Source organism: Nocardioides cavernae (assembly GCF_016907475.1).
GTDB lineage: Bacteria > Actinomycetota > Actinomycetes > Propionibacteriales > Nocardioidaceae > Nocardioides > Nocardioides cavernae.
Genome location: NZ_JAFBCA010000001.1, coordinates 2342853 through 2369294, shown reverse-complemented (window position 1 = coordinate 2369294; position 26442 = coordinate 2342853). Strand labels below are relative to the sequence as shown.

Annotated in this window: 24 protein-coding genes; 8 read left to right on the top strand and 16 right to left on the bottom strand. The window is 71.5% G+C overall.

Annotated features, from left to right (window positions below; translation table 11 throughout):
• Positions 1 to 203: 203 nt before the first annotated feature.
• Positions 204 to 470, bottom strand: coding sequence for a DUF6458 family protein (locus JOD65_RS11040; protein ID WP_191196801.1), 267 nt, complete (start codon positions 468 to 470; stop codon positions 204 to 206).
• Positions 471 to 599: 129 nt separating this feature from the next.
• Between JOD65_RS11040 and JOD65_RS11035 the strand changes: the two genes are divergently transcribed.
• Positions 600 to 2729 carry a molybdopterin-dependent oxidoreductase gene (locus JOD65_RS11035; protein WP_191196800.1) on the top strand — a complete coding sequence of 710 codons (2130 nt, stop codon included), beginning with the start codon at positions 600 to 602 and terminating at the stop codon, positions 2727 to 2729.
• Between the two features lie 98 nt (positions 2730 to 2827).
• Positions 2828 to 3778, top strand: coding sequence for a TauD/TfdA dioxygenase family protein (locus JOD65_RS11030; protein ID WP_191196799.1), 951 nt, complete (start codon positions 2828 to 2830; stop codon positions 3776 to 3778).
• Between the two features lie 88 nt (positions 3779 to 3866).
• Here JOD65_RS11030 and JOD65_RS11025 read toward each other — a convergent pair whose 3' ends face one another.
• The 4 genes from JOD65_RS11025 to ptsP all read right to left on the bottom strand — a co-directional run bounded on the left by JOD65_RS11025 (position 3867) and on the right by ptsP (position 9643).
• Complete coding sequence (locus tag JOD65_RS11025; RefSeq protein WP_204811112.1) at positions 3867 to 4301, bottom strand: PTS mannitol transporter subunit IIA; 435 nt, start codon at positions 4299 to 4301, stop codon at positions 3867 to 3869.
• A 156-nt stretch (positions 4302 to 4457) separates the two neighbouring features.
• Entirely contained in the window at positions 4458 to 5966 is a 1509-nt protein-coding gene (locus JOD65_RS11020) for a PTS mannitol transporter subunit IIBC (protein ID WP_191196797.1), read from the bottom strand.
• A 131-nt stretch (positions 5967 to 6097) separates the two neighbouring features.
• Positions 6098 to 7840 carry an alcohol dehydrogenase catalytic domain-containing protein gene (locus JOD65_RS11015; RefSeq protein ID WP_191196796.1) on the bottom strand — a complete coding sequence of 581 codons (1743 nt, stop codon included), beginning with the start codon at positions 7838 to 7840 and terminating at the stop codon, positions 6098 to 6100.
• A gap of 111 nt (positions 7841 to 7951) precedes the next feature.
• Entirely contained in the window at positions 7952 to 9643 is a 1692-nt protein-coding gene (gene ptsP / locus JOD65_RS11010) for a phosphoenolpyruvate--protein phosphotransferase (protein ID WP_191196795.1), read from the bottom strand.
• Between the two features lie 99 nt (positions 9644 to 9742).
• Between ptsP and JOD65_RS11005 the strand changes: the two genes are divergently transcribed.
• From JOD65_RS11005 to JOD65_RS10990, 4 genes are read left to right on the top strand one after another with little or no spacing between them, the layout of a single operon-like run.
• The gene (locus tag JOD65_RS11005; RefSeq protein ID WP_191196794.1) at positions 9743 to 10510 is read left to right on the top strand and encodes a DeoR/GlpR family DNA-binding transcription regulator; all 768 of its coding nucleotides are present in this window, start codon (positions 9743 to 9745) and stop codon (positions 10508 to 10510) included.
• Positions 10507 to 11472, top strand: coding sequence for a 1-phosphofructokinase family hexose kinase (locus JOD65_RS11000; protein ID WP_191196793.1), 966 nt, complete (start codon positions 10507 to 10509; stop codon positions 11470 to 11472). Before JOD65_RS11005 ends, JOD65_RS11000 begins: the two co-directional genes overlap by 4 nt.
• Positions 11469 to 13598: a PTS fructose transporter subunit IIABC gene (locus JOD65_RS10995; RefSeq protein WP_191196792.1), complete on the top strand. Its 2130-nt coding sequence runs from the start codon at positions 11469 to 11471 to the stop codon at positions 13596 to 13598. Before JOD65_RS11000 ends, JOD65_RS10995 begins: the two co-directional genes overlap by 4 nt.
• Before the next feature lie 55 nt (positions 13599 to 13653).
• Complete coding sequence (locus JOD65_RS10990; protein ID WP_135840713.1) at positions 13654 to 13896, top strand: HPr family phosphocarrier protein; 243 nt, start codon at positions 13654 to 13656, stop codon at positions 13894 to 13896.
• Between the two features lie 183 nt (positions 13897 to 14079).
• Here the strand turns inward: JOD65_RS10990 and JOD65_RS10985 are convergent, their stop codons facing one another.
• The 9 genes from JOD65_RS10985 to rimP form a co-directional block, all read right to left on the bottom strand.
• Complete coding sequence (locus tag JOD65_RS10985; protein ID WP_191196791.1) at positions 14080 to 15072, bottom strand: hypothetical protein; 993 nt, start codon at positions 15070 to 15072, stop codon at positions 14080 to 14082.
• Positions 15069 to 16004, bottom strand: coding sequence for a bifunctional riboflavin kinase/FAD synthetase (locus JOD65_RS10980; RefSeq protein WP_191196790.1), 936 nt, complete (start codon positions 16002 to 16004; stop codon positions 15069 to 15071). The genes JOD65_RS10985 and JOD65_RS10980 overlap by 4 nt, the downstream gene beginning before the upstream one ends.
• A gap of 80 nt (positions 16005 to 16084) precedes the next feature.
• Positions 16085 to 16945, bottom strand: coding sequence for a hypothetical protein (locus tag JOD65_RS10975; RefSeq protein ID WP_191196789.1), 861 nt, complete (start codon positions 16943 to 16945; stop codon positions 16085 to 16087).
• A 155-nt stretch (positions 16946 to 17100) separates the two neighbouring features.
• Positions 17101 to 17973: a tRNA pseudouridine(55) synthase TruB gene (gene truB / locus JOD65_RS10970; RefSeq protein WP_191196788.1), complete on the bottom strand. Its 873-nt coding sequence runs from the start codon at positions 17971 to 17973 to the stop codon at positions 17101 to 17103.
• Positions 17973 to 18476, bottom strand: coding sequence for a 30S ribosome-binding factor RbfA (gene rbfA, locus JOD65_RS10965; RefSeq protein ID WP_191196787.1), 504 nt, complete (start codon positions 18474 to 18476; stop codon positions 17973 to 17975). Before rbfA ends, truB begins: the two co-directional genes overlap by 1 nt.
• Before the next feature lie 130 nt (positions 18477 to 18606).
• Positions 18607 to 21432 carry a translation initiation factor IF-2 gene (gene infB, locus JOD65_RS10960; RefSeq protein ID WP_191196786.1) on the bottom strand — a complete coding sequence of 942 codons (2826 nt, stop codon included), beginning with the start codon at positions 21430 to 21432 and terminating at the stop codon, positions 18607 to 18609.
• A 99-nt stretch (positions 21433 to 21531) separates the two neighbouring features.
• Positions 21532 to 21825: a YlxR family protein gene (locus JOD65_RS23715; protein WP_307821368.1), complete on the bottom strand. Its 294-nt coding sequence runs from the start codon at positions 21823 to 21825 to the stop codon at positions 21532 to 21534.
• Positions 21826 to 21935: 110 nt separating this feature from the next.
• Complete coding sequence (gene nusA / locus JOD65_RS10950; protein WP_191196784.1) at positions 21936 to 22913, bottom strand: transcription termination factor NusA; 978 nt, start codon at positions 22911 to 22913, stop codon at positions 21936 to 21938.
• On the bottom strand, positions 22913 to 23410 hold the full coding sequence (gene rimP / locus JOD65_RS10945; protein WP_191196783.1) for a ribosome maturation factor RimP: 498 nt from the start codon (positions 23408 to 23410) through the stop codon (positions 22913 to 22915). The genes nusA and rimP overlap by 1 nt, the downstream gene beginning before the upstream one ends.
• A gap of 116 nt (positions 23411 to 23526) precedes the next feature.
• Here rimP and JOD65_RS24010 point away from each other — a divergent pair, with 116 nt between their 5' ends.
• Complete coding sequence (locus tag JOD65_RS24010) at positions 23527 to 24042, top strand: hypothetical protein (protein WP_191196782.1); 516 nt, start codon at positions 23527 to 23529, stop codon at positions 24040 to 24042.
• Positions 24039 to 24473, top strand: a complete 435-nt coding sequence (locus JOD65_RS24005) for a ferritin-like domain-containing protein (protein ID WP_191196781.1) — start codon at positions 24039 to 24041, stop codon at positions 24471 to 24473. The genes JOD65_RS24010 and JOD65_RS24005 overlap by 4 nt, the downstream gene beginning before the upstream one ends.
• Positions 24474 to 24755: 282 nt before the next feature.
• Here the strand turns inward: JOD65_RS24005 and JOD65_RS10930 are convergent, their stop codons facing one another.
• Entirely contained in the window at positions 24756 to 25481 is a 726-nt protein-coding gene (locus JOD65_RS10930; RefSeq protein WP_191196780.1) for an HAD family hydrolase, read from the bottom strand.
• Positions 25482 to 25556: 75 nt separating this feature from the next.
• Entirely contained in the window at positions 25557 to 26438 is an 882-nt protein-coding gene (locus JOD65_RS10925) for a hypothetical protein (protein ID WP_191196779.1), read from the bottom strand.
• Positions 26439 to 26442: the final 4 nt, after the last annotated feature.

Below are 26442 nucleotides of genomic sequence, written 5' to 3'. Positions count from 1 at the left end.
TCCTTCGGTTCTCGTTGCGCGGCGCGCCCGGGCCTGTTCACCGGGGCACTCTGGTTCCGCGGCCGTCGTGACGGCGTGTCGCCCTCCCGGGCAACCGGTCGAGCGTACCAACGAGCGGCTCGCCTCCCCCAATCCACGCCCGACGCCGCAGGAGCCCCCGCCGTGTCCCGGCGGGGGCTCCTGTCACGTGGACCGCGTGCGGCTCAGACGGCCGGCGGGGCCGGCGGGTCGGACTCGGTGGTCCGCTGGGTCGACGCCTGGCGGCCCTGCGCGTCGGTGGTGGTGGCGGTCGTGGTGTGCTGCCGCTTGGTGTTCTGCTGGATCAGCGTGAGCACCAGCCACAGCACTCCGGCCAGGACCAGGATCCATCCCAGGGTGGTGACCTCGAGGGGACCCACCTGCTGCTGGTTGAACGCCAGCGCGAGGATCAGTCCCACGACGATCAGGCCGATCGGCCCTCCGAAACCCATGACGTGCTCCGTTCTGTTGGTGGATGCTGCCCGGCGACCGAGTGGCCCGGCCCGGGCTGGGCAGAGTCTGGCGCGCGACCGCTCCGCTGTCATCCCCCTGTGGGAGGTGCGGCGTGCGACGATCCACACATGGGCGAGAAGCGGATCGGCGTCTGCAACCTCTGCGAGGCGATCTGCGGCCTCGAGCTGACGATCGAGGGGCGCGACGTCGTCGGCGTGCGCGGCAACCCGGCCGATCCCCTGTCCCGCGGGCACATCTGCCCGAAGGGGGTGGCGATCGCCGACGTGTACGCCGACCCCGACCGGCTGCGGCGCCCGGTCCGTCGTGTCGGCGAGGGCACCGACGCCCGGTGGCAGGAGATCGGCTGGGACGAGGCGTTCGACCTGGTCGCCGACAACCTCGCTCGCGTGATCAACGAGCACGGCGACGACGCGCTCGGCGTCTACCTCGGCAACCCCAACGCCCACAGCCTGGGATCGATGACGCACGGCACCGCGATGTTCAAGTCGTTCCGGACGAAGAACCGCTACTCCGCCACGTCGGTCGACCAGCTCCCCCACCAGCTCGTCGCGCACCTCGTCTTCGGCCACCAGCTGTTCCTGCCGATCCCCGACATCGACCGCACGTCGTGGTTCCTCGTGGTCGGCGGCAACCCGATGGCCTCCAACGGCTCCCTGATGACGGTGCCCGACTTCCCGCAGCGCGTGCGCGACCTCCGGGCGCGCGGCGGCAGGATGGTCGTCCTCGACCCACGCCGCACCGAGACCGCCAAGGTGGCCGACGAGCACCACTTCGTCCGCCCCGGCACCGACGCCTGGGTGCTGCTCGCGATGCTGCACGTCCTCACCGCCGAGGCCTCCCCCGACGACGTGCCCACGGTTGCGTCGTACGTCGACGGGCTGGACACGGTGGTCGAGCTGGTCGCCGAGTTCACCCCCGAGCGCGCCGAGGCGGTCAGCGGGTTGCCGGCGGCAGAGATCCGCCGGCTTGCCCGCGAGCTCGCGGCAGCGGACTCCGGCGTCGTCTACAGCCGGATCGGCGTGTCCGCCGGCCCGTGGGGCACGGTGTGCCAGTGGGCGGTCACCTGCCTCAACGTGCTCACCGGCAACCTCGACCGTCCCGGCGGCGCGATGTTCACGACCCCGGCGATCGACGCGGTCGGCACCGGGCTGATCGGCCGCGGGCACCACGACGCCTGGCGCTCGCGGGTCCGCGGGCTGCCGGAGACCGCCGGCGAGCTGCCCGTGGCGGCGCTGCGCGAGGAGATCGAGACGCCCGGCGAGGGACAGGTCCGGGCACTGCTCACCGTCGCCGGGAACCCGGTGCTGTCCACGCCCGACGGCGCCCGGCTCGACCGCGCGATGCGCGGCCTCGACTTCATGGCCGCGGTGGACATCTACGTCAACGAGACCACCCGGCACGCCGATGTGATCCTGCCGCCCACCACGGCGCTCGAGCGCGACCACTACGACCTCGTCTTCCACCTGCTGGCCGTGCGCAACACGGCCCGCTTCACCCCGGCGGTCTTCGAGAAGGAGCCCGACCAGCGCCACGACTGGCAGGTCTTCCGCGAGATCACCCTGCGCACGGCCGCGCGCCTCGACCGCAAGGCCCCGCTCAAGAAGCGGCTCGTGCAACGGGCGCGGCTGACCGCGAGCCCCACCTTCCTCATCGGGCAGCTGCTGCGCCGCGGGTCGAGCGGCGTCACCCTGGCCAAGCTCCGCAGGCGACCGGCCGGCGTCGACCTCGGCCCGCTCCGTGGCGGCCAGCTGCCCGACCGGTTGCCGGCGCGGAGCAAGCGGGTCGACCTGGCGCCCGCCCTCGTGGTGCAGGACGTGGCCCGGCTCGCGAGCGTCCCGGCCCCCGCCGGCGACGAGCTGGTCCTCATCGGCCGCCGCGACCAGCGCGACTGCAACTCCTGGATGCACAACTCCGAGCGGCTCACCCGCGGCCGGCCGCGCCACCAGCTGCTGATGAACCCCGGCGACCTGGCGCAGCGCGCCATCCAGAACGGCTCGCGCGTGCGGGTCACCTCGCGGGTCGGCTCGGTGGAGGTCGAGGTCGCCGCATCGGACGACCTGATGCCGGGCGTGGTCTCGCTCCCCCACGGCTACGGGCACGCGGGAGACGGCGTCCTGATGTCACGCAGCCGCGACGTGCCGGGCGTGTCCGTCAACGACCTCACGGACCCCGAGCTGCTCGACGTGTCGGGCAACGCCGCGCTCAACGGCGTACCTGTCGCGGTCACTCCTGCCTGACGCCCGACAGGGCGAACCCCGCACGTCGGCCTTGGCTGACGCGACGTCAGCGCGTTGAATGTCTAGTCAACTGCTAGACAATCATCGAAGGGAACGCCATGACGCTCCAGCTCGATCAGGACCTCGCGACCGACCGGCTCGACGACCTGCAGGTGCACCGCCTGGGCGGCCGCATCGGCGCCCACATCGACGGCGTACGACTCTCCGGCAACCTCGACGACACCGCAGTGGCGCGGATCCGCGCGGCGATCCTGCAGCACAAGGTCGTGTTCTTCCGCGGCCAGGACCACCTCGACGACGACACCCACATCGCCTTCGCCGAGCGCCTCGGCACCCTGACGACCGCGCACCCGACGGTCAACACCGGCAGCGAGCGGATCTACACCCTCACCGCGAACAAGGGCATGGCGGCCAACAGCTGGCACACCGACGTCACGTTCGTCGACCGCGTCCCGGCCTTCAGCGTGCTGCGCGGCGTGACGATCCCTCCCTACGGCGGCAACACGGTCTGGGCCAACACCGTCGACGCCTACGACCGGTTGCCCGACTCACTGAAGGCCCTGGTCGAGAACCTGTGGGCCGTGCACACCAACGCCTACGACTACGCCGACCGCGACGAGTCGGTGGACCACGACGACGCGGTTGCCGTGGCCCGGCGCAAGGAGTTCCGTCGCACGACCTACGAGACGAAGCACCCGGTGGTGCGCGTGCACCCCGAGACAGGCGAGCGGGCCCTGCTGCTGGGCCACTTCGTGAAGCAGTTCGTCGGGCTCAACCAGCTCGAGTCGAGCACGCTCTTCAACCTGCTCCAGAACCGGGTGACACGCCTGGAGAACACGATCCGGTGGACGTGGCAGCAGGGTGACGTGGCGATCTGGGACAACCGCGCGACCCAGCACTACGCCGTCGCCGACTTCGGGGAGGAGCCGCGCGAGGTGCGCCGGATCACGGTCGCCGGCGACGTGCCGGTGTCGCTGCACGGCGAGCGGAGCGAGGTGCTCGTGGGCGACGCGTCGGGCTTCGCCGACATCGACGCCCTGATCAGCTGACTCGCGGCCACGAGTCCGGACGCACACGAGCCCCCGCCGGGACCGGCGGGGGCTCGTGGCTCGGGTCAGGTGGCCGCCGGGTCGCGGCTCAGGTGCTGACGTCGCCCAGGACGGCGAGCACGTCGTCCGGGGTCTGGGCCGCGTCGAGGGCGGCGATGCTGGCGTCGTCGGTGAACGCGCCGGCCAGGGCCTGCAGCACGGTCAGGTGGTCGTCACCCGCACCCGCGATGCCCACGACGTAGCGGGCCGGGCTGCCCTTCCAGTCGATCGGCTCGTCGTAGCGGACGAACGAGATCGCGGTGTGGCGGATGAGCGCCTTCGCCTCGTTGGTGCCGTGCGGGATGGCGAGCCCGTTGCCCATGAACGTCGAGACCGAGGTCTCGCGCTCGTGCATCGCGTCGACGTACGCCTCGTCGACCGCACCGCTCGCGACCAGCAGCCGACCGGCCTCGGTGATCGCTGCGTCCCTGTCCGTGGCCTGGCCGCCGAGCACGATGGCCTCCCTGCTCAGTACGTCGCTCATGGGGCGTCTCTCTTCCTCGCAGTGTCGGGTTGGCTGGAAATCTGGGGTGAGATCGTGGGTGGAAGTCATCAGACCACACGCTCGCGGCAGAGGGTCGTCGCCGACGGCCGAGCCCGGCCCCCACCGGGGGGAGGGCCGGGCTGGACCGTCAGGGCGTCAGGTCCGGTTGTTGTCGCGGACCATCTCCACGATCTCGTCGTAGCGTGGACTGGCCATGAAGTTGTCGACCGAGACGTGCTCGGCGGACGGGGTCTTCTGGCGGGCCCGGTCGGTGAGGTCCTGGTGGCTGACCACGAGGTCGTAGCTGTCCTCGAGGTTGGCGATCGCCTTGTTGACGACCGTCACCTCGGGGTGCCCGGCGTCCTGGATCTTCTTGCGGAGCACCGAGGCACCCATGGCCGAGGACCCCATCCCCGCGTCGCACGCGAAGACGATGTTGCGGATCTCGCGGGTGGCGGTCGCGGTGGCCGTGGCCACACCACCGGTCAGGGCGCCTGCGACCGACGACTTCTTGCCCTTGTTGGCCTCCATCTGGGCGGTCGCAGCGGTGAGGTCACCCTCGTCCTCGGACTTGTCCATCTTCAGCAGCAGCCCTGCCACGACGAGCGTGACGGCCGCGGCGCCGAAGACACCGAGGGTGACTCCGAGGTAGTCGCCCCTGGCCGTCTGTGCGTACACGGCGAAGATCGAGCCCGGGGCCGCCGGTGCCCGGAGGCCCACGTCGAACGCCACGTTGATCGCGACGCCGGTCATGCCGCCGGCGATCATCGCGAGGATCAGTCGCGGCTTCATCAGCACGTAGGGGAAGTAGATCTCGTGGATGCCGCCGAAGAACTGGATGATCGCCGCGCCGGGGGCGGTCGCCTTCGGCACACCGCGGCCGAAGAACGAGTAGGCGAGCAGCAGGCCCAGGCCCGGCCCGGGGTTGGCCTCGAGCAGGAACAGCACCGACTTGCCGGTGTCCGCGGCCTCCGCGAGACCGAGCGGGGTCAGCACGCCGTGGTTGATGGCGTTGTTGAGGAAGAAGACCTTCGCGGGCTCGATGACGATCGAGGTCAGCGGCAACAGGCTGTTGTCCACCAGCCACTCGACTGCGTTGCCGAGGACCTCCATGACCTCGTTGACCACGGGAGCGACGACGTAGAACCCGACGAGCGCCATGACGAACGCCAGGATGCCGGCCGAGAACATGTTGACGAGCATCTCGAAGCCGGCCTTGACCTTGCCGTCCCAGAGGGCGTCGAGCCGCTTCATGATGTAGGCCGACAGGGGGCCGAGGATCATCGCGCCGATGAACATGTGCACCTGGCCGAGCGGGGCGTCGCCCGCGGGCAGGTCGGCGTTGAAGTTCGCGACGATCAGGTCGGAGCCGGCGATCGCGCCCATCACCGCGAAGCCACCGACCACGGCACCGCGGTCGCCGTGGACCATGCGGCCGCCCGTCGCGGCGATGAGGATCGGCAGGGCGTAGTGGATGATCGGGCCGACCATCGTGGCGAGGTCGGCGTTCGGCAGCCAGCCGACGTCGATGACCAGGGCGGTGAGCAGTCCCCACGCGATCAGTGCCGGGATGTTGGGCATGATCATGTTGGAGAGGAAGGTGCCGAACTTCTGCACGCGCACCCGGGCACCGGAGCCGGTGGGGGCCGTGAATGTTGTGGCCATGCTGATGTCCTCCAGTCGAACGCGGGGGTGACCCCCATCACATGATGTCGCGATTAAACCTCACGTTCGGGCATGTTGCCAAGCATTCGGGCACGATTTGTGCCCGACCTTGTGGCTTTGCCCCAGGGCAGTCAGCTCGAGCCGCTCAGCTGGCTGTCGAAGAGCGCCTTCTCCGCCTCGTCGTTCCACGTTTCGCCGGGACCCAGCTTCGCGGCGACGTCCGGCAGCTGCTCCTTCAGCTCGTCGAGCCCCATGAGGGGGAGGTCGTGGATCTGGGGAAAGATCAGGACCTTCCCGGAGTAGCTGCCGTCGACCAGGGCCTGGAGCCCGTCCTTGGCCGCCCGCATGCCGCCGACGGCGCCCACGATGGACCCCGGGGAGAGCTCACCCCGGTTGGCCAGGTCGACCACCTGCTGCTGATCGTGGATGGTCAGTCCTGACGTCCCGGTGTACTGGGCGTTGTCCAGGTACACCGCGCTCAGGTTCAGCGGCGCCAGGGTGCCGTTGGGGACACCGGCGAAGAAGACCAGCATGCCGTCGGAGTTCATCAGGGTGTCGGCCTCGGCCATCACGGCGGAGATGGGGACACTGACCACCACGTCGTCGGCCCCCTGGTTGTCGGTGATCCCCATGACGAAGTCGTGGAGGGACTGGTCCGACGTCTGGGAGTTGAAGGTGAGCAGCTCGCAGTCGTTGCTCTCCGCCAGGTGGGCCAGACGGTCCTCGAGGGCCTTCAGGCGCTCGTCGCTCACCTCGGTGGCGACGATCTTCCGGGGGCCGTCGGGCTGCTGGATGGCCCGCTGGACATGCATCAGCCCCATGGGGCCGCCGGCGCCCACGAAGACCGTCGTGCCCTGCGGACGCAGGTCGCAGCGGTTGCGCGCTTCTCCGTAGGAAGCGGCGATGTCCGGACCCCGGCCGCCGAGGTAGGCGGTGTAGTCGTAGTGCAGACGGCCCACGTCGGTGTCCACCAGACCGTCCAGAGCGGTCTCGCCCACCATGTTGAGGGTGCCCCGCCGGGCGATGTGCTTGGCCACGGCACCTGCCGTCGCGGCGGAACGAGGATCGAGCATGACGATGTCGTCGAAGCCCGCGCCGTCGGTCAGCTCGTCCACCAACCCCTGGTAGTCCTCGGTGCCGATGCCGTTGCGCACGACCGTGTCGGCCGAGGTGCGCTCCACGAGCGCCACCACCGAGGCGGGCACGTCGGTCATCACGATGGTGGCCGGAGCATCCAGGCCGGAGGAGAAGAGGTAGTCCCGCTCGTCCCCGGGCCGGCCGACGATCCACATGGTCCCGCCGGCCTTGGGCTCGAGGCGGCGACGCTGGGTGTAGGCGGCCATCACGCAGCCCCAGGGCTCGAGCGTGGAGCCCTCGGCGTACCCCATCGTGTCGGGGAGCGGCAGCAGGCAGGCGCCGTCGTCGGTCTCGAGCATCTCCGCACCCATGAGGTGGTACTGGATCAGTCCGCCGGGGATGGTGTAGCCGTAGGCCGTGCTCTTGCCGTCCTGGTAGATGTCGGGCTGCACGGCCAGCCGCTGGCCGGCGTGGTACTGGCCCTTGAGGTGGTCACCGACCTCGATGACGGTGAGGCTCACCTCGTGCCCCAGCCGGGTGGGCTCCTTCGCCAGGTCGCGGTCGTAGAGCTTGGGGTGGCTGCCGCCCTGACGCATGATCTTCACGTCGGAGAAGCAGAGGCCCACGCTGTCGATGCGCACCAGCATGTGGTCGGCATCGGGCTCGGGGATGGCGACCAGCTCGGGCGCGCCGTCCTTGCCCATGTTCTCCTCGCCCGCGCCCCACAGGTTCCAGGCCCAGGCCTCCTCCGGCAGGTCGAGATCGGCCGCGCGGTAGCGGTCGTACGCTGATGTCATGGTTCCTCCGTGTTGAGGTGGACGGCGCCTCCGGGGCCATCACCAGAGCCACGGGCCGGAGGCCGATCTCCCGAGGCCGGTCCCGCCTGACGAGGCGGGGTCCATCTGCGCTCAGTGACCGAGCAGCTCCCGGACGGCTGCTCGCCCGGCCATCGGGTCGGGAGCGCCGAGGGCGGCCTCGGCGGCCGCCTCGCAGGTCTCGAAGCTGACCTTGCCGAGCTGGGCACCCACGGGGCGTACGGCGCGCGCTGCCATCGAGAGCGACGTGATGCCCATGCCGATGAGCGCCGTGGCGAGCAGCGGGTCGGCGGCGGCCTCGCCGCAGACGCCGACGGGCTTGCCCGCCTCGGTGCCGGCGTGGGCGGTGATCGCGATGAGCTGGAGCACGGCCGGCTGCCACGGGTCGGTCAGGTGCGCGAGGTCGGTGGCCATCCGGTCGGCGGCCATCGCGTACTGGGTGAGGTCGTTGGTGCCGATCGAGAGGAAGTCGACGACCTCGAGCATCCGGTGGGCGAGCAGCGCGGCACTGGGGATCTCGACCATCACGCCGGCCTTGAGCCCGCGTGCGCGGACCTTGGCGGAGAAGTCGGCGGCCTCGGCCACCGTGGCGACCATGGGCGCCATCACCCACGTCTCGGTGCCGGTCCGCTCGGCCGCGGCGGCGATGCCGTCGAGCTGGCGGTCCATCAGGCCGGGGTTGTCGAAGCTGAGCCGCAGTCCGCGGACACCGAGGGCGGGATTCTCCTCGCCCTCGTGGGTCGCGAACGCGATCGGCTTGTCGGAGCCGGCGTCGAGGGTGCGTACGACGACGTAGCGGCCGTCGGCGTAGGGCGCAAGGACCGCGCTGTAGATCTCCGCCTGCTCCTCGACGGTCGGCTCCTCCTTCTGGTCGAGGAAGCACAGCTCGGTGCGGAACAGGCCCACTCCCCCGACGGGCTCGACCCCCGCGGACTCGGCGGAGGCCCCGTCGGCGACGTTGGCGAGCAGCTTGACCGGCATCCCGTCGGACGTCGAGGCGGGGCCGCTCCAGCTGGCGAGCTCCTCGCGGAGGCGACGGCTCTCCTCGACGCGCGCGCGTGCCTCCTCGGGGTCGGCGCCCTGCTCGATGGTGCCGGCCTCGCCGTCGACGACCACGAAGGCACCGGCCGGGACCTCCATGATGCCGGCGGCGCCGACCACGCAGGGGATGCCGAGCTGGCGCGCGATGATGGCCGTGTGGCTGGTCGCGCCGCCGCGCTCGGTGACCAGGGCGGTGACCAGCTCGGGGTCGAGTCCCGACGTGTCGCTCGGGGCGAGGTCCTCGGCCACCAGGATCGACGGCTCGCTCGGGGTCGGCACGCCCGGGGCGGGCTCCCCCACCAGGTGGGCGACCACGCGCCGCTCGATGTCGCGCAGGTCGGTGACGCGCTCGGCCATCAGGCCGCCCATGTTGGTGAAGATCGTGACGAACTGCTCGACCGCGCCCTGCACCGCGGCGACGGGACCCTGCCCGGCCTGCAGGTTCTTGGCGACGCCCGAGCGCAGGCCTTTGTCGCGGGCCAGCCCGGCGCTCGCGGTGAGGACCTCGGCCGCCGCCCCCTGGGCGGAGGCCGCCTTGGTGGTGAAGGTCTCCGCGACCGCGGCCGCGGCGTCGTCGTACGCCGTCAGCGCGGCATCGGCATCGGGGAAGTCGCCGTCGCCGTAGCGGGCGATCGCGGCGGGCGACACCTCGCCGCGGACGTGGAGGACGGGTCCTGCGGCGACTCCCGGGACGACCGGGGTCCCGCTGAGCGTGGTCGCGGATGACTCGGCGGATGTGGTCATGGACACACCGTAGAACACCGGGTTGTTGACAAGCAACACATTCGGGACTAAAACAACACATACACAGATCGCTCGTCGATGTACGTGGAGGTGGACCGAATGTACGCGGAAGAGCGCCAGCAGGCGATGGCCCACCTGATCAGTCGGCGCGGCCGGCTCTCGGTGGTCCAGCTGTCCGAGCAGTTCGAGGTCACCACCGAGACCGTGCGCCGCGACCTGTCCACGCTCGACCGGATGGGACTGGTCCGACGCGTCCACGGCGGCGCGGTCCCGGCCGGTTCGCTCACCGTCATCGAGTCAGGCATCGGCGAGCGCGACCAGTCCAACACGCAGGCCAAGGAGGCCATCGCCAATGCCGCCGTCTCCCTCCTGCCGCCCCCGGACTCGGTCATCGTGATCGACGCGGGCAGCACCACCGCACGCTTCGCCGCCGCCCTCCCCCGCGACCACCGGCTGACCGTCATCACCCACGCCGTGCCGGTCGCGACCCGCCTGGCCGGTCTGCCCCAGATCGAGCTCCACCTGCTGCCGGGCAAGGTGCGGCCCACGACCCACGCCGCGGTCGGCGCCGAGACGGTCGCCGCCCTGTCGGACCTCCGCGCCGACGTGGCGTTCATCGCCACCAACGGGCTCACCGTCGGCCACGGGCTCACCACTCCCGACAGCGACGAGGCGGCGAGCAAGCGGGCGATGATCGCCTGCGCGCGCAAGACCGTCGTGCTCGCCGACTCCACCAAGCTCGGCGTCGAGACCGCCGTGCGGTTCGCGACCCTCGACAGCCTCGACGTGCTCGTCACCGACAGCGACGTGGAGCCGGCGGACCGCCGGGCACTCGAGAGCGCCGGGATCGAGGTGGTGGTCGCATGATCCTCACCCTCACCCCCAACCCCAGCATCGACCGCACGGTCGCGCTCGACGGCGAGCTGGCCCGCGGCCAGGTGCACCGGGTGGCGTCGGTGACCTCGCAGGCGGGAGGCAAGGGCGTCAACATCTCCCGCGCCGCCGTCACCGCCGACATCCCCAGCATCGCCGTCGTACCCGCTGCCAAGGACGACGCCTTCGTCCTCGAGCTGCTGGGCGCGGGCATCGACTGCCGGCCGGTGCGACCCGCCGGCGACGTGCGGGTCAACCTCACCATCACCGAGCCCGACGGCACGACGACCAAGCTCAACTCCCCCGGCGCCGCCGTGCTCCCGCTCCACCTCGAGCTGATGGCGCAGGCCGTGCTGGTCCGCGCCTCCAGCGCCGACTGGACGGTGCTCGCCGGGTCCCTGCCCGCGGGCGCCCCGCCCGAGTTCTACGCCGAGCTCGTAAGACGACTGCGCGAGGTGGGCGGCCGCGTGGCCGTCGACACGAGCGAGGCACCGTTGCAGGCGCTCGTCGACGCACTGCCGGCATCCGCACCCGACCTGATGAAGCCCAACGGCGAGGAGCTCGCCTCCTTCACCGACGGCGACGCCGACGAGCTGGAGTCCGACCCCCGCGCGACCGCGGTGGCCGCCCGCCAGCTCATCGACCGTGGCGTCGGAGCCGTGCTGGCCACCCTCGGTGGCAACGGCGCGGTGCTCGTGACGCCCGACGGCGCCTGGCACGCCACCCCGCCCCCCACCACAGTCGTGAGCACAGTCGGTGCCGGCGACTCCAGCCTCTTCGGCTACCTGCTCGGCGACATCCGGGGGCTGCCCGCCCCGGAGCGCCTGGCACTGGCCGTCGCCTACGGCAGCGCCGCCGCAGGGCTCCCCGGAACCACCATCCCCCAACCGTCGCAGCTCCGCACGGAGCTCGTCGGCGTCACCGCCCTCACCCCCTCAACGGGAGGCACAGCATGACCTCACTGATCACCACCGACCTCGTCCGCCTGGGCGCCGACTGGGGCTCGGACAAGCACGACGTCATCCGCGCCCTCGCCGGCGTCGTCGACGACGCCGGCCGAGCCACCGGCAAGGACCAGCTCATCGAGGACGCGTTCGCGCGCGAGTCCACCTCCGCCACCGGCCTCCCGGGTGGCATCGCGATCCCGCACTGCCGCACGGCCGGGGTCGAGGTGCCGACGCTCGCCTTCGCGCGGCTGGATCCGCCCGTCGACTTCGGCGCGAAGGACGGTCCGGCCGACCTGGCGTTCCTCATCGCCGCGCCGGCCGGCGGCGACGCCGACCACCTCACCATCCTCACCAAGCTGGCCCGCGCCCTGGTCAAGCCCGCCTTCACCGACGCGCTCCGGGCCGCGGAGAGCGACGAGGAGGTCGTGGACCTCGTCGCCCACGAGCTCGGCGAGCCCGCCCCGGCCCCGAAGCACGCCGCCGCCCCGGCGTCGGGTGCGGCCTCCGGCGCAGCCGTCCCCGGTGGCGGGGAGACCGCCCCCGGGCAGGCCGCCGGAGCCGCGGCTCCTGCGGCGACAGCCGTCGCTGCTCCCGCGGGAACGACCTCCCTCGTCGCGGTCACCGCCTGCCCGACCGGCATCGCCCACACCTACATGGCCGCCGAGGCCCTCGAGGCCGCCGCCGAGCGCGCCGGGGTCGACATCCAGGTCGAGACGCAGGGCTCCGCCGGGTCGACCCCGCTCGCCCACGACACCATCGCCCGCGCCGGCGCGGTCATCTTCGCCGTCGACGTCGGCGTGCGCGACCGTGGCCGGTTCGCCGGGAAGCCCATGGTCAGCTCGAGCGTGAAGCGGCCGATCGACGACGCCGACGCCATGATCAGCGAGGCGCTGCGCTACGCCGCCGACCCCACCAATTCACCGAGGGTCGAGGGCGACGCCGCGGCTGCCGGAGGCGACACCGGCGGCGAGGAGTCCTGGGGCGCTCGCGTCCGCCGGGTCCTGATGACCGGCGTCTCCTACATGATCCCGTTCGTCGCGGCGGGTGGCCTCCTGATCGCGATCAGCTTCCTGCTGGGCGGCTACGAGATCGCCAACCACGCCGGTGCCGTGCTGGCCGACTCGACGCTGTTCAACCCGCCGGACATCTCGGCGTACTCCGACCCCGGCCTCGACCACGTGCTCTTCGACTCGAGCGTCATGGCCTACCTCGGGGCCGCGCTGTTCATGCTGGGCAAGATCGCCTTCGCCTTCTTCGTCCCGGCGCTCGCCGGCTACATCGCGTACGCCATCGCCGACCGCCCCGGCATCGCCCCGGGCTTCGTGATGGGCGGCCTGGTCACCGACATCTCGGCCTTCGGCGCCCCGCAGAGCGGCTTCCTCGGCGCCATCGTGGGTGGTGTGCTCGCCGGCGTGATCGCGCACTGGATCGCCAGCTGGAAGGCGCCCACCTGGGCCCGCGGCCTGATGCCCGTGCTGATCATCCCGCTCCTGACCACCCTCATCGCCGGACTGATCATGATCGTGGTGCTCGGCAAGCCGATCGCCTGGCTGATGGAGCAGCTGACCGAGGGCCTGAACTCGATGACCGGTGAGAGCGCCGTCCTGCTCGGCGTCATCCTCGGCCTGATGATGGCCTTCGACATGGGCGGTCCGCTCAACAAGGTCGCCTACAGCTTCGCCGCCGCCGGCGTCGGAGGGGCAGCCCTGGCCAGCGACGCGCCCGAGCTGAAGATCATGGCCGCGGTCATGCTCGCCGGCATGGTCCCGCCCCTCGCGCTGGCCCTGGCCACGGTCATCCGCCCCGGCCTGTTCTCCATCCCGGAGCGGGAGAACGGCAAGGCGGGCTGGGCACTCGGCGCCTCCTTCATCACCGAGGGAGCCATCCCGTTCGCCGCCGCCGACCCGCTGCGCGTCATCCCCGGGATCATGCTCGGCAGCGCCGTCACGGGCGGCCTCTCGATGGCGATGGACGTCGCCGTCCGCGCCCCGCACGGAGGCATCTTCGTCCTCTTCGCCGTGCAGAACGTCCTCGGCTTCCTGATCGCGCTCGCCGCCGGCACGGTCGTCGGCGCCTTCGCCGTCATCGCGCTCAAGAGCATCGGCAAGCGCGACACGGACGTCGCTACTGTCTGAGCACCATCACCCGTCCGACCCCGTCCCGACCCCAGTCCAGACCTGAAGGAGAACCATGCCCAGCAAGTCCGTCGTCGTCGGCTCCGCCGTCGGCCTCCACGCCCGTCCCGCCGCGATCATCGCCGAGAAGGCCGCCGAGCTCGGCTCGGACGTGACCATCAACGGCGTCGACGCGAGCTCCTCGCTGATGATCATGACCCTGGGCGCCGGCAACGGCGACACGGTCGAGGTCGCCGGTGACGACCAGGCCGCGGTCGACACGATCGCCGCGCTGGTCGAGCAGGACCTCGACGCCTGACCTCAGGCACCACCGTCGTCGGGCGGTGCGTGAGGAGGGTTCCGGGCAGCCGGAACACCCCTCATGCACCGCCCGTCGGCGTTCACCGGCGTGTCGTCGTACGAGCGGTGCGTGAGGAGTACTCCGACGCCGCCGAATGCCCCTCACACACCGCCCACGCGCGTGTCCGGGCGAACGCGCCCGTCAGGCGCCGTGGCCGTCCCGCTCGCGGGTGGCGAGGTAGACCGCACGCATCCCGACAGCCCGCGCGAGCTGGCTCTCGACCACGGAGAAGAACTGCCGTCGGTAGGTGTCGTCGGTGACCGCGGAGACGGTGAAGTAGAAGCCGCTGAACGACGCGAGGAACAGCGAGACCTTCACCAGCGACAGCGAGACGTGGGACAACAGCGGAGCCTGCCCGACCGTGTCCGCCCCGGTCCAGGCCAGCTGGGTCTCGGTCTCCATCACCAACGAGCCGAACAGCATGAAGAACACGAACACCGTCACCGAGAGCAGCAGCACCTGCACGGTCTGGATGACCAGCAGCACGAGGATGAGGTTCCACCGCTCGAAGCCGGAGACCTGCGCGTGGTCCTGCGGGTCGATGCTCGGGTCCGCGGCGACCTCCCGGCTCGCCTGCTCCAGCGGCGTGCCGGCGCATGCGCGCACGACGAAGTCGTCGTCCACCTCGTCGTCGACCCGGTCGACCTCCTCGGGCAGCCGCACGAGCAGGAACAGCACCGCCAGGCCGAACATCAGCAGGACGGTGAACCACAGCAGTCCGAACGGGAGGTTCGTGGTCATCTGCCACGCCTCGGCGTTGACGAAGAGGAAGGTCACGAAGACGAGCAGCAGCGGCAGCGCGCGCGAGGCCATCGGCACCAGGAAGCGCACGCTTCCCAGGGTGCGTGACAGGGCGAACCCCAGGATCGGTCGCGCGTGCAGGGCGGTCGCGGCGTACCACAGCAGCGCGAGCCCCGCGACCGAGAGCCAGACCGCCGGGCCGACGGCGTACGACGTCTCGGTGGCCCAGGCCAGCGCCCCCACGCCGGCGGCGAACAGGACGAGGACCAGCGCCAGGGAGACCAGGCGGCGGGGCCGCAGCCCGGCACGGGCGGCGGCGCGCTCCTCGGCGACGAAGTAGGGCAGGCCGTGCGAGAGGAACCAGGCCTCGACGCTGGTGTGGTGTCGCGTCACGCCAGGAGGTCCCGGGCGCGGCGTACGTCGTCGTGCATGGTTTCGATCAGGGCCTCCATGCCCTCGAACTTCACCATCCCGCGCAGCCGGTCGACGAAGGCGACCTCGACCTCGACGCCGTAGAGCTCGAGGTCGTCGCGGTCGAGGACGTAGGACTCCACACGACGGTCCCGCTCACCGTCGAAGGTCGGGTTGGTGCCGACCGAGATGGCGGCGGGGTAGGTCTCCCCCGTGTCGAGCCGGGTCAGCCGGCCGGCGTACACGCCGTCGGCGGGGGCCGCGTCGACGGGCGGGATCGGGACGTTGGCCGTCGGGTAGCCCATCTCGCGGCCACGCTTGTCGCCCTCGACGACGGTGCCGCGGACGGTGAACGGACGTCCCAGCGCCTCCGCTGCTCCCGCGACGTCACCGGTGGCCAGGCACTGACGGACGTAGGTCGAGCTCCACACCTGCGGTCCGCCGTCGAGCGCCACGCCGACGGTCTCGAAGTCGCGGGACGCCCCGGCCCCGACCAGCGTCGCGACCTCGCCGGCGGCCTTGGCGCCGAAGCGGAAGTTGGAGCCGACGACGACCGCACCGGCGTGCAGCGTGTCGACGAGGATCCGGTCGATGAACTCCAGCGGCGACCAGGACGCGATCTCGCGGTCGAAGCCGATCACCAGGATCGCGTCGACGCCGGCGCCCTCGAGCAGCCGGGCGCGCGTGTGGATCGAGGTCAGGGTGGGCGGGGCGTGCTCGGGCCGCAGGACCGCCATCGGGTGCGGGTCGAACGTCACCGCCACGACCGTGTCGATGCCCAGGCGCGCGGCGCTGGCCCGCGCCTCGCGGAGCACGTGGGCGTGCCCGAGGTGCACGCCGTCGAAGTTGCCGATGCTCACCACGGTGCGGCCGAGGTCGGCCGGCACGTCGTCGACGTCTCGCCAGATCTGCACGGGCCGAGCCTAGTAGCAGCGGCGGACGTCCCCGTCGCCCAGGCCGGGGCGACGGGGACGTCCGTGCCGTGCGGTGGGCCTCAGCGGACCGTGACGACCCGGTACATGCCCATGAACGCGTGCGGCATGCCCTTCATCGAGGCGTCCGGCCAGAAGCAGGTCAGGACGTAGTTGCCCTTCGGCAGCCGGTACTTCATCGCCATGTCGTGGCCGGGGCTGAGCGCGCCGGAGTCGAGACCGAAGCGCGGGTCGATCGGCGGCGGGCCGGACTCGTCCTTGATGAAGTCGTCGAAGTCGTCGATCGTCTTCCCCCTGGCCAGCTTGGCCAGGATGATGAAGTGGTTCTGGTCAGCGCGGTTCTTGAACCGCAACCAGCCCGACCGCGGGATGGACGCGGGTTCCTTGGCCCACTTCGTGCTGTCGACGGCCTTGAGGGTCGCGCCGGACGGCATGGTGGCGCCGGTGTCGACGCCCGCGACCGTGAACGGGGTCCAGGGCGCCCCGAACCTGTTCGTCTCCAGCCCGTAGTAGGTGCCCGGCTCGAGGTCGAGCACCAGCTTGCCCGCCTTGTCCCGAGTGGCGCCGGTGCCGCCGAGCAGCGTCACGTTGGCCTCGAACCGCTTGAGCGCCTTGATGTTGTTCTTCTCCAGGCCCTGGTTCCCGTCGGCCATGGCCTGGTCGACGCTGTAGCCGGTGGCCAGGCTGAGCACCTGGAACGCTGCCCTCCGCTTGGTCGTGGAGATCTTGTAGGTGGTGACGCCGGGCGCGACCACGCTCGGCATCGTGACGGTGCTGGCCCGGTCGATGCTGACCTGCACCATGGTGGCTGCTCTCTCCGACGGAGCGGGCTGACCCGTGGCGCCGACCGTGCTACCAGTGAGCGCTCCTGCGGTCAGCACCGTGATGCTGGCCCCGAGCGTGGCGATGCGATGGATGGACATGCCGTACCTCCCTCGGGCAGTGGCTCGCACCTTGCGACCCAGACCTCAACCCTGCGCCTCCCGCACCGGGTCCCACCAGCGCTCGGTGGGGTGGTCAAGACCAGGGATGTCGACCCTTCAGGGGTACGCCTGTCCGCGGTCCGTCCGGTGCCGCGTCATCCGACGAAGACCGCCACCGAGCGGGCCTGCTGCCCGCGCTGCTCGTAGAGCGCGAGGAACTGCCCGTCAGGCGCGAACACCGCATGGGGGCCGTCCCCGGGGAGGGTCAGGTCGAGCCCACGACCGACCCGCACGTCGCCGGCCTGGTCCTCGTCGAGGTCGAGCGACGCGAAGCTCGCGCGCGCCGCCTCGGCGATCGGCAGGACCGCGAAGTCGTCGGCCAGCTGCTCGAGGGTGCGGGCGGCGGAGAGGTCGAAGGGCCCGACGGCCGTACGCCGCAGCGCGGTCAGGTGGCCGCCAACACCGAGCGCCGCCCCGACGTCGCGTGCGATGGCGCGGATGTAGGTGCCGGACGAGCACCGCACCGAGATGTCGACGTCGAGCCAGTCGCCGGCGACGCGCTGGTCGTGCACCACCAGCTCGTGGATCGTCACGGGCCGGGCCTTGAGCTCGACCTGCTCGCCGTCGCGGACGCGCTGGTAGGCCCGCTTGCCGTCGACCTTGATCGCGGAGACCGCGGTCGGGACCTGGAGGATGTCGCCGACCAGCTCCTCGAGCTCGGTCTGCACCAGACCCGGCTGCAGGTGGGACGCCGGGGTGGACGCGGTGACCTCACCCTCGGCGTCGTCGGTGGTCGTCGAGACCCCGAGCCGCACCGTGGCGTCGTACGCCTTCTCGGTGAGCATGAGGTGACCGAGCAGCCGGGTGGCGCGGTCCACGCCCAGCACGAGCACGCCCGTGGCCATCGGGTCGAGCGTGCCGGCGTGGCCGACCTTGCGGGTGCCGGCGAGCCGGCGTACCCGGGCCACCACGTCGTGCGAGGTCATGCCCGGGGCCTTGTCGACGACGACCAGACCGGGGTCGACCATCAGGCGCGGTCGTCCTCGGCGCCGAGGTCGTCGAGGTCGTCGCCCTCGTCGGCAGGGTCCTCGAGGTCGTCGGCGAGCTCGTCCTCGGCCACCCGGGGCTTCTTGTAGGGGTCGGCCTCGCCCGCGTACGCCTCGACGCGACGGGCGGCGACCTCCTCGTCCTGCTGCTTGGCGCGCGCCAGCACCTCGTTCAGGGCGCGGGCGTTCTCGGGCAGGGCGTCGGGGATGAACGTCAGCGACGGCACGATGCGCATCCCGAGCTGCTTGGCGACCTCGGAGCGGATCACGCCCTTGGCCGACTCGAGGGCGGCGGCGGTGCTGGCCAGCTCGTCCTCGGCGCCGAGCACCGTGTAGAAGACCGAGGCCTGCTGGGAGTCACCGGTGACGCGGACGTCGGTGATGGTGACGAAGCCGAGGCGAGGGTCCTTGATCCGACGCTCGAGCATCTCGGCGACGATCACCTGGATCCGGTCGGCGATCTTGCGGACGCGGGGATTGGTCATGGCTCCAGTCTCTCCTACTCGGTGACCGGGCACTTCCTCGCGCCCGGACGTGCTGACCGGGCACCTCCTCGCGCTGGTGCGCGAGGAAGTGCCCGGTCGGTGACACAGCGGGCACGAAGTGCCCGGTCGATCAGGTGCGCGCGATCTCGCGCATCTCGAACGCCTCGACGATGTCGCCGATCTTGATGTCCTGGAAGTTCCGGAGCACCAGACCGCACTCGAAGCCCTCGCGGACCTCGGACGCGTCGTCCTTCTCGCGGCGCAGCGAGGACAGGTCGAGGTTGTCGGCCACCACCGCTCCGTCGCGCAGGATCCGCACCTTGGCGTTGCGGCGGATGAGACCCGACGTGACCATGCAGCCCGCGATGTTGCCGGCCTTGGACGAGCGGAAGATCTCGCGGATCTCCGCCTGGCCGAGGGTCGACTCCTCGTAGATGGGCTTGAGCATGCCCTTGAGCGCCGCCTCGATCTCCTCGATCGCCTGGTAGATGACCGAGTAGTAGCGGATCTCGACACCTTCCTTGTCGGCCATCTGGCTCGCCTTGCCCTGCGGGCGGACGTTGAAGCCGATGATGATGGCGTCGGAGGCGGCCGCGAGGTCGACGTTGGTCTCGGTGATCGCACCGACACCGCGGTCGATCACGCGGAGGGAGACCTCGTCACCCACGTCGATCTGCGACAGCGCGTCCTCGAGCGCCTCGACCGAACCGGACACGTCGCCCTTGAGGATGAGGTTGAGCTCCTGGCTCTCGCCCTTCTCCATGGAGGCCATGAAGTCCTCGAGGCTGCGGCGCACGCGACGCTTGGCCTGCATGGCCGCCCGCTCGCGCGCCTCGCGCTTCTCGGCGATCTGGCGGGCCATGCGGTCGTCCTCGACCACGATGAAGTTCTGGCCCGCACCCGGCACCGCCGAGAGACCCAGCACCATCGCCGGACGCGACGGGTCGGCCTCGGTGATCTCCTGGCCGTGCTCGTCGAGCATGGCGCGCACACGACCGTGGGCCGGACCGGCCACGATCGAGTCGCCCACGCGGAGCGTTCCGCGCTGGACGAGCACCGTGGCGACCGGACCGCGACCGCGGTCGAGGTGCGCCTCGACCACGAGGCCCTGGGCGTCCTGGTCGGGGTTGGCGCGCAGGTCGAGCGACGCGTCGGCGGTGAGGACGACGGCCTCGAGCAGCTTGTCGAGGTTGAGCCCGGCCTTGGCCGAGACGTCGACGAACATCGCGTCGCCGCCGTACTCCTCAGGGATCAGGCCGTACTCGGTGAGCTGGCCACGGACCTTGGTGGAGTCGGCCTCCGGCTTGTCGATCTTGTTGACCGCCACCACGATCGGCACGTTGGCCGCCTTGGCGTGGTTGAGCGCCTCGACCGTCTGCGGCATGACGCCGTCGTCGGCCGCGACGACCAGGATCGCGATGTCGGTGGCCTGGGCACCACGGGCACGCATGGCGGTGAACGCCTCGTGGCCCGGGGTGTCGATGAGGGTGATGCGACGGTCGTCGCCGTCGACCTCGGTGTGGACCTGGTAGGCACCGATGTGCTGGGTGATGCCACCGGCCTCCTTGTCGACCACGTTGGCGTCACGCAGCGCGTCGAGGAGCTTGGTCTTTCCGTGGTCGACGTGACCCATGACGGTCACGACCGGCGGACGGATGACCAGGTCGGACTCGTCGCCCTCGTCGGCACCGAACTCGAGGTCGAACGTCTCGAGCAGCTCGCGGTCCTCGTCCTCGGGAGAGACGATCTGGACGACGTAGTTGAGCTCCTCGGCGAGCAGCTCGAACGTCTCGTCACCCACCGACTGGGTCGAAGTGACCATCTCGCCGAGCGAGAACAGCATCTGCACGAGGGCAGCGGCGTCCACGTTGATGCGCTCGGCAAAGTCGGTCAGCGAGGCGCCACGCGGGAGACGCACGGTCTCGCCGTTGCCCTTGCGGACCCGCACGCCACCCAGGGTCGGGGCGTCCATGGCCTCGAACTCTTGACGACGCGCGCGCTTCGACTTGCGACCACGACGCGAGGGGCCACCGGGGCGACCGAAGGCACCCTGGGTCTGGCCACGCTGGCCGGGACGACCGCCACCGGGGCGACCGCCACCGGACGGGCCGAAGCCACCGGGACGACCGGGAGCACCACCGGGGGCGCCGGCGCCGGGACGACCCGGAGCACCGCCGCGGCTGGGGGCACCCGGACGGCCGGGACCGCCACCGGGACCGCCGCCGGGACCGCCACGGGCCGGACGACCACCCGGACCGGCACCGAAGGCCGCAGGGGACTTCGGCATCATCGCCGGGTTGGGGCGCGGCATGCCGGGACGGCCCTCGCCGCCAGCCGGCGGACGGGGCGGACGGCTGTCGTCGCCACCGGTGCGCGGGGCGGGGCGCTGGCCCATGCCCTGGCTCGGGGCGAACGGGTTGTTGCCCGGGCGCGGGGCGCCGGGGCGACCGACCGGACGAGGTGCGGGGCTCGGGGCCTTCGCTGCCGGGGCAGCAGGTGCCTCGGGCTCGGCCGGCGGAGCCTTCGGCTCGGCGGCCGGCGCCTTCGGACCGGGCTTCGGGCCGGGCCGGGCAGCAGGGGCCGCCGGCTCGGCGGCCGGGGCCGCGACCTCTGCAGGCGCCTCGGCCGGGGCCTCGGGAGCCGCGGGGGCCTCAGCGACCTCGGCGACCTCGGGGGCCTCGACGGCAGCGGGGGCCGGTGCGGACTTGGGGCCGGGCTTGGGCGCGGCCTTCTTGGCGGCAGGCTTCTCGGCCGGCGCCGCAGTCTCGGCGGGGGCTGCGGCCGCTGCGGCCTTCAGCTCGTCGCCGTACTGCTTCTTGAAGCGCATCTCGACGGGCGGTTCGACAGTCGACGATGCCGACTTGACGAACTCCCCCATCTCCTTGAGCTTCTCGAGAACGAACTTGCTCTCGACTCCGAACTCCTTGGCGAGTTCGTGGACTCGGGTCTTTGCCACGGTTGTTTCTGTCTCCTTCTGGTCCGTGACCCCAGAAGGAGAGGGGAAACGGAACAGCTAGTGGGTGTGCACACTCATTACGAGTTACTCATCGAGTGCTCATGAGCTGCGTGCTCCAGTTTCTGGTCGGTGCTGCGGTGAATCGGACTGGTGGATCTCGGCGAGGTGGTCGGCCACCGGCGCCGCGCTGAGCCCCTCGCTCGAGCGGAGGGCCCGGGGAAGTGCTCGGCGTCGCACCGCGAGCTGCCAACACTCGGGCGTGGGGTGGACGTGCGCCCCGCGGCCGGGTGCCCGGCGGTCCGGATCGGGCACCAGGGCGGGTCTGCCCTCGGCGTCCGAGCCTGCGACCACGCGCAGCAACTCGCTCGCAGCGGCCTTCGCCCGACAACCCACACATGTCCGGACAGGTCCGGGCGCAGGGGTGTCAGACGTGGTGGCCACTGACCTCCACTCTAGCCGGTGCGGCCACTGGTTTACGAACTGGGCGGTCGCGGGGGCCGGGGCTACTCCGGCGCGGGCGCCTCGTCCGAACGGATGTCGATGCGCCAACCGGTGAGCCGGGCGGCGAGGCGGGCGTTCTGCCCCTCCTTGCCGATGGCCAGGGAGAGCTGGAAGTCGGGCACGACCACCCGGCACGAGCGAGCGGCCAGGTCGACGATCTCCACCGACGTGACCCGGGCCGGCGAGAGCGCGTGCCCAACGAGCTCAGCGGGGTCCTCGGCCCAGTCGACGATGTCGATCTTCTCGCCGTGCAGCTCGCTCATCACGTTGCGCACGCGCTGACCCATCGGACCGATGCAGGCGCCCTTGGCGTTCACGCCGGGGACGGTCGAGTGCACCGCGATCTTGGTGCGGTGACCGGCCTCGCGAGCGATGGCGGCGACCTCCACGGTGCCGTCGGCGATCTCGGGCACCTCGAGCGCGAACAGCTTCTTGACCAGGGTGGGGTGGGACCGGGAGAGCGTGATCTGGGGGCCGCGCATGCCCTTGCGGACCGACGTGACCAGGCACTTGATGCGCTCGCCGTGGACGTACTTCTCCCCCGGCACGCGCTCGCTGACCGGCAGGATGGCCTCGATCTTGCCGAGGTCGACCATCACGTCGTCGGGGTTGCGCCCCTGCTGGATGATCCCGGAGATGATGTCGCCCTCCTTGCCGGCGAACTCCCCGAACTTGATCTCGTCCTCGGCGTCGCGCAGCCGCTGGAGCATGACCTGCTTGGCGGTCGTCGCCGCGATCCGGCCGAAGCCCTGGGGCGTGTCGTCGTACTCCGCACCGGCCGTGCCGTCCTCGTCGATCTCGCGCGCCCAGACGGTGACGTGACCGGTCTTGCGGTCCAGCTCCACGCGCGCAGGGTGCGAGGACTCGGTGGCGCGCTGGTAGGCGGTCAGCAGGGCCTGCTCGATGGCCTCGGCCAGCACCTCGAAGGAGATCTCCTTCTCCCGCTCCAGCATGCGCAGGATGCTCAGGTCGATGTCCATCAGTCGTCCTTCTTCTCGGGCTTCTCGGTCTTGCGGTTGAACTCGATCTGCACGAGCGCCTTGGCCACGTCGGCGTAGGCGACCTCGAGCTGCTCCCCGGACACGTCGATGGTCGCCGACTCCTCCGACGACGTCAGGATGCGGCCGGTCAGGCTCGACCCGTCGGCGAGGGTGGCCTTGACGAGGCGGTCCTCGTTGCGGCGCCAGTGGCGCGGCAGCGTCAGCGGACGGTCGACGCCGCGCGAGGTGACCTCCAGCGTGTAGGGCATCTCCCCCATCACGTCGGACTCGTCGAGCACCCGCGACACCTCGCGCGTTGCGTCGGCGACATCGTCGAGGGTGACCCCGCCGTCCTTGTCGACGGCGACGCGGAGGACGCGGCGCTTCCCCGCGGGGGTGACCTCGACGGCCTCGACATCGAGGTCCATCGCTCGCAAGGGGTCGACCAGCTCCGCCTCTATGCGGTCCCGGGTGGCGTCCTGCTTGGGGGTGCTCATCGGGTTGCGACCTCCTTGTGTAGTTGTCCGGGGACCACGATAGCCGTCCCGACCCGAGCGGCGACAAACACCCGTGGCCGGTCCGGACCGGGCCATGGGGCGGCTAGGGTTCGGGGGTGCCCGGACGCTCGCTGACCCGTCGTACGGCGGTGGGCGCGGCACTCGTCGCTCCCCTGGTGGTGACCGCCTGCGACATCGATCCGCCGTCTCGCGACGACGGGTCCGCCGACGCGGCGCCGCCCCCGCCCGAGGACTCCGAGCTCGTGACAGCCGTCGTCGCGGCACTGGTCCGCGCCCGGTCGGTGGTGGAGGCCGCGACGCTCTCGGTCCCCGACCTGACGCCCCTCCTGGAGCCGGTGGCGACCGCGCACGCCGCTCACCTGCAGGTGCTCGAGGGGGCGGTCGCCGACGCGGACGTCCCGACCCCGCCACCACCCCTCGTCCCTGCCGATCGAGCCGGGGCGTTGACGGCGGTGCGCCGCTCGGAGCAGCGGCTGCTGCGCGAGGTGCGCCGCGGGTCCGTCGACGCGGCGAGCGGCGACCTCGCCCGGGTGCTGGCCAGCATGGCCGCGTCCACGGCACAGCACGGAGCGGCGCTCGCCGAGCCCCCGGCCGGACAGGAGGGGTCGTGACCGTCCTCGACGCCCTGCAGGCGACCCTCGCCGACGAGCACGCCGCGCTCTACACCTACGGCGTCCTCGGCGCGCGGACGTCGCAGGCCACCGCGCCCGCGCTCTTCGAGACCCTGACGTCCGGCTACCGCCGCCACCGTGCACGTCGCGACCAGCTGCAGCTCATGGTGCGCGACGCGGGCGGCGATCCCGTCGCCGCCGAGGTGGCGTACGACCTCGACGGCTCCCTGCTCCGTCCGCCTCAGCTCGAGCGTGCCGCGGCGGACCTCGAGGCCGCGAGCGTCGAGGGGCTGCTCGCGCTCGTCGCGCAGTCGACGGGATCCGTGCGCGAGTGGGCGCTCACCGAGGCGACGTGGTCGGCGGTGTGGCGCCTCCAGCTCGGCGGGACCGCCGAGACGTGGCCGGGAGCTCCCGAGCTCGACCGGGCCTGACCGGCCCCTGCGGCCGGGCGCTCCGTGCCCCGACACAGGGAAAGCGGCCCGCGGCCTCAGCCTTTGGGAAAGTCCCGAGATCTCTCCCAAAAGCCGAGGACGCGGACCGCTTCGTGGGGTTGGTCAGCATCACCCTGTGTCGCCCAACCTGTGGGGGTGGTGGAGCGACATGCACAATCATGCATTCGATCCACCAGAAGCGAAAGCCGGATCCACTTGCATGTTCCTGCAACGCACGAAGTTGCAGAAGTGCCACGCTCAGGAGTCGCGGCGGCCTCCTCCTCAGGAGGCGTCGAGCCGGCGTACGACGTCCGGGACCTCGCGCAGGGACGTGATTGTGGCGTCCGGCTCGCCCTCGGTGTGGCCGACCTGGTTGGCGGGGATCGACGACAGCGGGACGTGGATCGCCCGCATCCCCGCGTTGTGGGCGCCCCACACGTCGTCGAAGAGCCGGTCCCCCACGTAGACGCACGCAGCCGGATCGCTCACGCCCACGGCGTCCATCGCCGCCCCGAACGCGAGCGGGGAGGGCTTCGTCCAGGGGACCTCGCTGGTGTAGACGTCGCCGTCCACGAGGTCGTACACCCCGTCGCGCTCGAAGAAGCCGACGTGCCACTCCCGCGGCCAGATGGTGTTGGACAGCACGCCGACCTTGACCCCTGCCGAGCGCAGCTCCTCCCACATCGGCCGCACCTCGGGGTCGGTGAGCGTGTGCGGCTCCCAGAACTCGTAGTAGGCCGCGAGCAGGTCGGGGTCGTGGTCGAGCCCTGCCTCGGTGAAGAGGTCGGCGATGGTGGCGCTCTGCTGGTGGTCGCGGCTGCGCCCCCAGATGACGTCGCCGGCGCGGTGCAGGCGCTCGGCGTGGGCGTGGTGGTCGTCGTCCGGCGAGGGCGTGCGACGTACGGCCTGGGCGAGCGCCACCGACTCGGCGTGGAAGTCCACGTCGTGCCAGCGCGTCAGGGTGCCGCCCCAGTCGAAGATGACCGCCTCGATCCGCGCATGAGCCATGTGCGCGAACCTATCGGTCGCCGCCGCGCAGATGGCGGAGTCGTGGGGTCACCGGGTGACCCCGGGACTCCACCATCACGCGTTGACGATGTCGGCGCCTGCCCACAGTGAGCCGTCGACCGGCCACGGCAGCACTTCGAGCCGCTCGTCGGCCAGCAGGTCGTCGACCAGTGCGCGGCTTCCACCGACCAGGGTGGAGTCGAGGTCGGTGTCGCTGGACGTCGCCCACGTGTGGTCCGCCGGCCACCAGGCGCTGGGACTCTGCCACTGGTGCGGCGCGAACGACTCGAACTGCTCGTCGGGCGTCGGGATCCACGACGGCGTGCCTTCGGCGAAGGCGATGGCCGTGCCCGTCGGTGTGCCGAGGGCGTACCCCACGGCCGGCGCCTCGGCGCACAGTGTCACCACCTCGGAGATCGGGCGCTCGAACACGTACGACTCGCGTGCTGGGCGGTGGGTCGTCGGTGCGTCGTCCCAGGAACGCGGCCACAGACCATGGCCCACCCAGAACGCGACGAACGTCGGGTCCGGGGTGGCGGTGTGCGAGGCCAGCACGTCGGCGAGTGCCTCGAACAGTGGCCGCTCGAGCGTCCCGACCATGGGCTCGTTGCCCGGCCACCGCGCTGGGTCCGGACCTGCCCCGCGGGGGTCCAGGTCGCGACCACCGGCCAGGCGGTGCCACTGGGCCTCGGGGTGGAGCGTGGTGCCGCTCTCCACAGCCACCGCGGCCCACCTGACGCCGCGCCCCTCCCGGTCGCGTGCCGGGTGGAGCACCCGGGCGTACGCCTCGAAGCCACGCGGGATGAGGAAGCCGACGGCTGCCGGCGTCCCTGACTCCCAGGTGGTGTCCCACCAGTCCGCCTCGGACGGGTCGGCGTCAGGGCGGATGGCGGAGAGGTGGGCGCGCCACGCAGCCAGGTCGCGTGAGGGCGCTTCGTCCTTCCTCGACCGGCCCACGCGG

Coding starts and splice junctions, on each gene's coding strand:
- JOD65_RS11040 (WP_191196801.1), bottom strand. CDS start 470: ATGGGTTTCGGAGGGCCGATCGGCCTGATCGTCGTGGGACTGATCCTC.
- JOD65_RS11035 (WP_191196800.1), top strand. CDS start 600: ATGGGCGAGAAGCGGATCGGCGTCTGCAACCTCTGCGAGGCGATCTGC.
- JOD65_RS11030 (WP_191196799.1), top strand. CDS start 2,828: ATGACGCTCCAGCTCGATCAGGACCTCGCGACCGACCGGCTCGACGAC.
- JOD65_RS11025 (WP_204811112.1), bottom strand. CDS start 4,301: ATGAGCGACGTACTGAGCAGGGAGGCCATCGTGCTCGGCGGCCAGGCC.
- JOD65_RS11020 (WP_191196797.1), bottom strand. CDS start 5,966: ATGGCCACAACATTCACGGCCCCCACCGGCTCCGGTGCCCGGGTGCGC.
- JOD65_RS11015 (WP_191196796.1), bottom strand. CDS start 7,840: ATGACATCAGCGTACGACCGCTACCGCGCGGCCGATCTCGACCTGCCG.
- ptsP (WP_191196795.1), bottom strand. CDS start 9,643: ATGACCACATCCGCCGAGTCATCCGCGACCACGCTCAGCGGGACCCCG.
- JOD65_RS11005 (WP_191196794.1), top strand. CDS start 9,743: ATGTACGCGGAAGAGCGCCAGCAGGCGATGGCCCACCTGATCAGTCGG.
- JOD65_RS11000 (WP_191196793.1), top strand. CDS start 10,507: ATGATCCTCACCCTCACCCCCAACCCCAGCATCGACCGCACGGTCGCG.
- JOD65_RS10995 (WP_191196792.1), top strand. CDS start 11,469: ATGACCTCACTGATCACCACCGACCTCGTCCGCCTGGGCGCCGACTGG.
- JOD65_RS10990 (WP_135840713.1), top strand. CDS start 13,654: ATGCCCAGCAAGTCCGTCGTCGTCGGCTCCGCCGTCGGCCTCCACGCC.
- JOD65_RS10975 (WP_191196789.1), bottom strand. CDS start 16,945: ATGTCCATCCATCGCATCGCCACGCTCGGGGCCAGCATCACGGTGCTG.
- truB (WP_191196788.1), bottom strand. CDS start 17,973: ATGGTCGACCCCGGTCTGGTCGTCGTCGACAAGGCCCCGGGCATGACC.
- rbfA (WP_191196787.1), bottom strand. CDS start 18,476: ATGACCAATCCCCGCGTCCGCAAGATCGCCGACCGGATCCAGGTGATC.
- nusA (WP_191196784.1), bottom strand. CDS start 22,913: ATGGACATCGACCTGAGCATCCTGCGCATGCTGGAGCGGGAGAAGGAG.
- rimP (WP_191196783.1), bottom strand. CDS start 23,410: ATGAGCACCCCCAAGCAGGACGCCACCCGGGACCGCATAGAGGCGGAG.
- JOD65_RS10930 (WP_191196780.1), bottom strand. CDS start 25,481: ATGGCTCATGCGCGGATCGAGGCGGTCATCTTCGACTGGGGCGGCACC.